The organism is Mycobacterium sp. TH-M106, assembly GCF_057473765.1.
In genome coordinates, this window is sequence record NZ_JBYCLE010000084.1 from 1 (window position 1) to 5,080 (window position 5,080).

General features: G+C 65.5%; 5 protein-coding genes and 1 pseudogene. 2 read left to right on the plus strand and 4 right to left on the minus strand.

Features of this window, described 5'->3' with window-relative positions; translation table 11 throughout:
• Positions 1-322 (minus strand): annotated as a pseudogene (locus AC2VOP_RS02820) (HAD-IB family hydrolase); the annotation flags it as partial.
• Between the two features lie 190 nt (positions 323-512).
• Between AC2VOP_RS02820 and AC2VOP_RS02825 the strand changes: the two are divergent.
• Entirely contained in the window at positions 513-1,514 is a 1,002-nt protein-coding gene (locus AC2VOP_RS02825; RefSeq protein WP_486959561.1) for an ABC transporter ATP-binding protein, read from the plus strand.
• Between the two features lie 147 nt (positions 1,515-1,661).
• Here AC2VOP_RS02825 and AC2VOP_RS02830 read toward each other — a convergent pair whose 3' ends face one another.
• Complete coding sequence (locus AC2VOP_RS02830) at positions 1,662-1,940, minus strand: ANTAR domain-containing protein (protein ID WP_486959562.1); 279 nt, start codon at positions 1,938-1,940, stop codon at positions 1,662-1,664.
• Between the two features lie 188 nt (positions 1,941-2,128).
• A complete protein-coding gene (locus AC2VOP_RS02835) occupies positions 2,129-2,773 on the minus strand; it encodes a cutinase family protein (RefSeq protein ID WP_486959563.1) in 645 nt (214 codons plus the stop codon).
• Between the two features lie 468 nt (positions 2,774-3,241).
• Between AC2VOP_RS02835 and AC2VOP_RS02840 the strand changes: the two genes are divergently transcribed.
• Positions 3,242-3,979 carry a TetR/AcrR family transcriptional regulator gene (locus AC2VOP_RS02840; RefSeq protein WP_486959564.1) on the plus strand — a complete coding sequence of 246 codons (738 nt, stop codon included), beginning with the start codon at positions 3,242-3,244 and terminating at the stop codon, positions 3,977-3,979.
• 250 nt (positions 3,980-4,229) lie between these two features.
• Here AC2VOP_RS02840 and AC2VOP_RS02845 read toward each other — a convergent pair.
• A partial coding sequence (locus tag AC2VOP_RS02845) for a hypothetical protein (protein ID WP_486959565.1) occupies positions 4,230-5,080 on the minus strand: 851 nt, incomplete at its 5' end.

Sequence of the window (5,080 nt, forward strand, 5' to 3'; positions counted from 1 at the left end):
GCCGGCCGGCGGCGACGTCATCGCTGTTCTCCCGGCCGGTGAGCTGAAACTTGGCCTGCGCGTAGACGAGTCCGAGCACGTCGCGGTAGGTGAAGTAGTTGCGGGCGGCTAGCCCGCGGCCGAAATGCACCAGCGACGAGCCCTGCACCAGAGTGTTGTCCACGTCGAAGAATGCGGCGGCGGTCAAGTCGACCGGTGGCTGCGCAGGGGTGTCGACGTAACGCATGTCCTCGACCGCGCAGTCGGCGTCGGCGTTCGGGGCCGACGATCTCACGTCGGCGTGGGCGGTGGATTCCGCACCGTCAGGGTCGCAGGAAGCCATCGTCGACCTCCTTGTGTGCTGTGGCCGCCGTGCTGTGCGTTGTCGGCCGGTCCTGGCCGGACCGAGCTGGTTTGGGGGCCGGTATCAACCTTATCCGGCGGCGGGGTGGAAGTGCGCCGACGCGGCTGGCGTTAGCATGCGCGCATGTTGATGACCGGGTTACGGGTGCTTGCGTTCGGGGGCCCGAAGCGTGGGTGATCTGCGTATCACGGACCTGGTCATCGAGTACGCTCTCGGCGGCGGCGGGGCGATCCGCCCGATCAACGGTCTCAATCTGCGGATTCCGGCCGGATCGCTGGTGGTGGTGTTGGGTCCCAGCGGGTGCGGGAAGACCACGCTGTTGTCGTGTCTGGGCGGCATTCTCAGCCCGAGAAGCGGCCAGGTCCAGTTTGGTGCCGTCGAGGTCACCGCCCTGGATCGCAGGGGGCTGACGGCCTACCGGCGCCGAACCGTGGGCATAATCTTCCAGGCGTTCAACTTGGTGGCCAGTCTGACCGCCCTGGAGAACGTGATGGTGCCGATGTGGGCGGCCGGATGGTCGCAGTGGTCGGCGCGGGAACGCGCCCGCGAATTGCTGTCCGGCGTCGGACTAAACGACCGGATGGCGCACCGGCCCGGTCACCTCAGCGGCGGCCAGCAACAGCGGGTGGCGGTGGCCCGCGCGCTCGCTTTGGACCCGCCGCTGATCCTGGCCGACGAACCCACCGCGCAACTGGATTTCGTCCGTGCCGCAGAGGTGCTGCGGCTCTTGCGGGCGATGGCGTCCGGTGACCGTGTCGTCGTGGTGGCCACGCACGATACTCGGATCCTGCCGCTCGCTGACGTGGTGGTCCAGCTGGCACCGCCGCTCACACCCATTCACACGCCCACCCACCAGGCGCATGAACCTGTCCGGGTCACGCCCGGCTCGGTGCTGCTCGAACAGGGCAGCATCGAGGACTTGATCTACGTCGTCGTCGACGGTGAACTGGAAATCGTGCCGGAGTCCGCGGGCCCGGGCGAAGGGGTGCTCAAGATCGGCACGCCCGGCGACTACGTCGGCGAACTCGGGCCGATGATCCGGATCCCCCGCTCGGCCACGGTCCGCGCCCGCGGCGACGCAACCGTCGTCAGCTATACCGTGGAGGCGTTCCGCGCGCAATTCGGCGTTCCGCCGGATGGCATCTCATCGAACGTCACCGGTCCGCCGTAAAACAGGTGTTTCCGCTGATCTTCGACTGGTCGCGAATTCGAGCAGTGACTACCAAGCCTACTGTGATCGTCACAGAGATCGGCGGTCAACCGCCCGCGGCTGGAACCGCCGGTCTACAAGTCTGCACTTTTCTCACTAGACCGCTGACTAATCGCGGTGACTACGAAGGTCAAGCAGGTTGCCCCAGGTGTCGTGCACCACCTCGACGGCCGCTCGGTTGAGGTCTTGTCTGGGTTGGTTTTCCGCGACGGCAACCAGCGCGTTGGCCAGGCTAAGTGGGGGGAGGTTGTGCCGTCGGGCTGTTCGTGCGAGTTCGCCGACGGCTTGTGCCATGGTGCATCGGCGCACTGCGATGAGTACGCCCTCGGCGACGTCGAGGATCCGCGCACCATTGTGCATTGGATCCTCGGATCGATAGATCGCCAACACGTCTCCGATCTCTTATTTGCTGGGGGCGCTATGTTGATGGTTGACGGCTCACCGATCGGTGGGGCGGGTACGCAGATCGGATCTGCGATCTAAGACCGCACTTTCCGCACTTTCCCCAGATTTCGTCCTCACTGACCAGCAAGTATTCGTTTACCGGCGACATGTATCTGGCGGCAACGGAAGGGTCAGCGCAGGTGGCCGGCGGCGAAAGCCGCCCCCTGGTCGACCAAGTCGTCACCGTCGACGTATGTGTTGTGTGCGGCGAAATTCATCCCGTCCGAGCACACCGCGTCCTCGGGGGCACACAACTTGAGGGTCTTGGCCCGATACTGACGGCCGATAACAACTGGCGGCTCACCGATGAAATTCATCGCCCGCTCATTCGGTGTACCGAAGAGCACGACCGCGGCGACGTGGCTGGCCACATCGGGCGCCAGCGGTTTGGGGACGGTCGCCGGATCGACGCCATCGGGTACCGCATCGGAGGTGACAAAACCCATCACGGCCGCACCCTGGGAGAAACCACCAAGCACCATCTGGGTACTGGGGCAGTTGCCGGTCACGGAAACGACGTGAGCGCCCGCGTCGCGGACACCGTCGACGCCGGTGGCCCACTCGTCGCTGGCAGGATAGCTGACCGGAAACACCCCAAGAGACCTCCCACCAACGCGCGGGCGCAGGGCGTCGACGAACGCTTGTCCGGTCGGGCCAACCCCGGGAGGCTCACCGGTGCCGCGGGCGAATACCACTTCCACGTCGGGGCATGGTGTGGCAGACGCCACCGGACTGCCCCAACCGGATAGGCCAGGTACGCCCAACGCACCGAGCACGGCTGTTGCTCCGATGGCAAAAAAACGATCGTGCCGACTGCGTCGCCCCGCACCTGCTCGGGCGATCTGTCGATGTTGGACAGACCTTGACATGGCGTACCTCCTCATGGAATTCGTTGGGGCCTCCTGCCCACTTCAAACGCTTGCTGTTGTTACCACCGCGGCTCCATGGCCTTTCGCCGATGACCCGCAGCTGCTTACGTGCATAGTTGGCCTTAACGCCCCGGATGACGATCAACGCAGGTCATCGCCTCTCCGATTAGTTAAGTGGGCCTCAACAGGCCCGTGTTTACGTAGTAAACTACGGATCCACCAGAGCGTAGCCGATCACGCTTACGTTGTAAACATGGGATCGTCGTTGCAGGTCGTGTAACCGGTTCGCGACGGCTAGCCTCGGCTAGCCTGAAAATGTCAGTTACCGTTCCGCGGGAGGCGAGCGTGGTTGATAACGAGGATGCGGATTCTGCGATGGCGCAGTTCAATGGGGTTGACGGGGCCGACACCACTGTGGCCCGCACGGACGCACAGCACACGTCGGGGTTGAGTCGTGAGTTCATCTTGACCACGGCGATCGAGTTCATTGACCGTCATGGGCTGCACGCGTTGACCATGCGCCGGCTCGGCCAGGCCTGCGGTGTGGAGGCGATGGCGCTGTACCGGTATGTACATAGTCGCGGCGACTTACTCACTGGGGTGGTCGGCCACATCATTGACCGCTTGTACAGCGATCAACTGGCCACGCGCCGACAAGAAGACGGCTGGCAAGACTACCTGGTGCGCCTGGCTCACGGAGTCCGCCGGATTGCCCTCGATCACCCCGAGGTCTTCCCGTTGATCGCCACGCAAGCTCCCGAGGCGCCGTGGGTACGCCCGCCGCTGCGCAGCCTGCGCTGGATGGAAGCGTTCCTGGATACTTTGCTCTCCTATGGGTTTGACGACACCGCTGCCGTGTTTGCCTACCGCGCCTACACGCACTTTCTCTTGGGCCAGCTTCTGCTGGAGGTCTCGTTCCGCGGCGCCGAGTTGAGCCCCGAAGAGGTTCTTCTCGCCGAGCAACCTCTCCCCAAAAAAATCGTCTTAACCGACTATCCGCACCTGAAGCGGCTGCAGCCGCGGCTGGCCGAGGACCACACCGCCACGGAGTTCGAGGAGGGCCTTGAGGCCGTGCTGGATCGAATCGAGGTGTCGCTATCGCGGCGACGCTGACCCGGCCCGGATCGCCACCCCGCCGGGGATCCACAACTTAAATTAATTCGGCGATCGGGCTAGCGATCGCACCTTGGGCACGGCAGCATCTCGCCCGTGAGATTGTCCTCGACCAGCTCGGCGGTGTTCTGGCGACGATCACAACTCCCGGTTCGAACCGTCCTCAACCCACGTGACGCGTTACGACCTCCGTACTCACCGGAGAGACGCCCAACACTGTCCACGACTGGCCGAGGCGGTGTCTGTGGTGTTATCGGTCCGGTCCGACATCCTCGTCGTCGAGCTTTGTGCCCGGGACGAGGATGCGCCTGCGGGCAACCGGCCTGCCCTCCACCCGTTTTGTCACCTCCGGCAAACTCGGCGGTGCGCCGACCCGCCCCTGCACCGGGGCGCCGTTTTTCACCGACGGCGCAACCACTCGCTTGGTGTCGGCCTTGGCATCGCCCGAACCGCCGGCACCGCCCGAGGTGCCGGGCGGCATCATCGGGTACCCGCCCATGCCGGCGCGCGCCGCGCCCGACGACTCGGGGGTAGCCGGTGCCGGCGGCGGGCCGGGCGACGACGCCGGGAAGGTCGCGGCCGAGGGAGTCGCCGGCGGCCCGAGATAGCTGGCCGGAGCGGTGCCGGCGAGACCACCGACGCCGGCAGCGGCATCCCCGGCTCCGAGCAGTGCCCCGCCGGCGCCTAGGGTTTCGCCGAGTGCTTCGGTGGGAAGTTCGCCGGCGAGCTCGACACCTTGGCCGGCGTTGCCCAGCCCACCCGCAAGCTGCTGGCCCGCCTGCAGACCCTGCTGGAGAGCCTGATTGAGCGACTGAAAAAAACCGCCGAAGGCACCGCCGAGCCCCTGCCCCACACCGGCTAGCGATTGCGGCACCTGCTGGGCCATCCCCATCACCTGCTGCAACGCCTGGGCCGACTCCTCCTCATTGGCGGGGAACTTGGCCAGCGCCTCACCGGTCTGCACTTCGCGCTCGGCATATCCATCCTCAGCAGCGGCCATGTCCGCGGGGTCGCCGATATTGCCGGCCATGCCCAAAGCGGCGAGCAGTTGACTAATGACCGACTGTCCCGAGGCGATCTGGTCGGGTGTCAGCGGCGGCG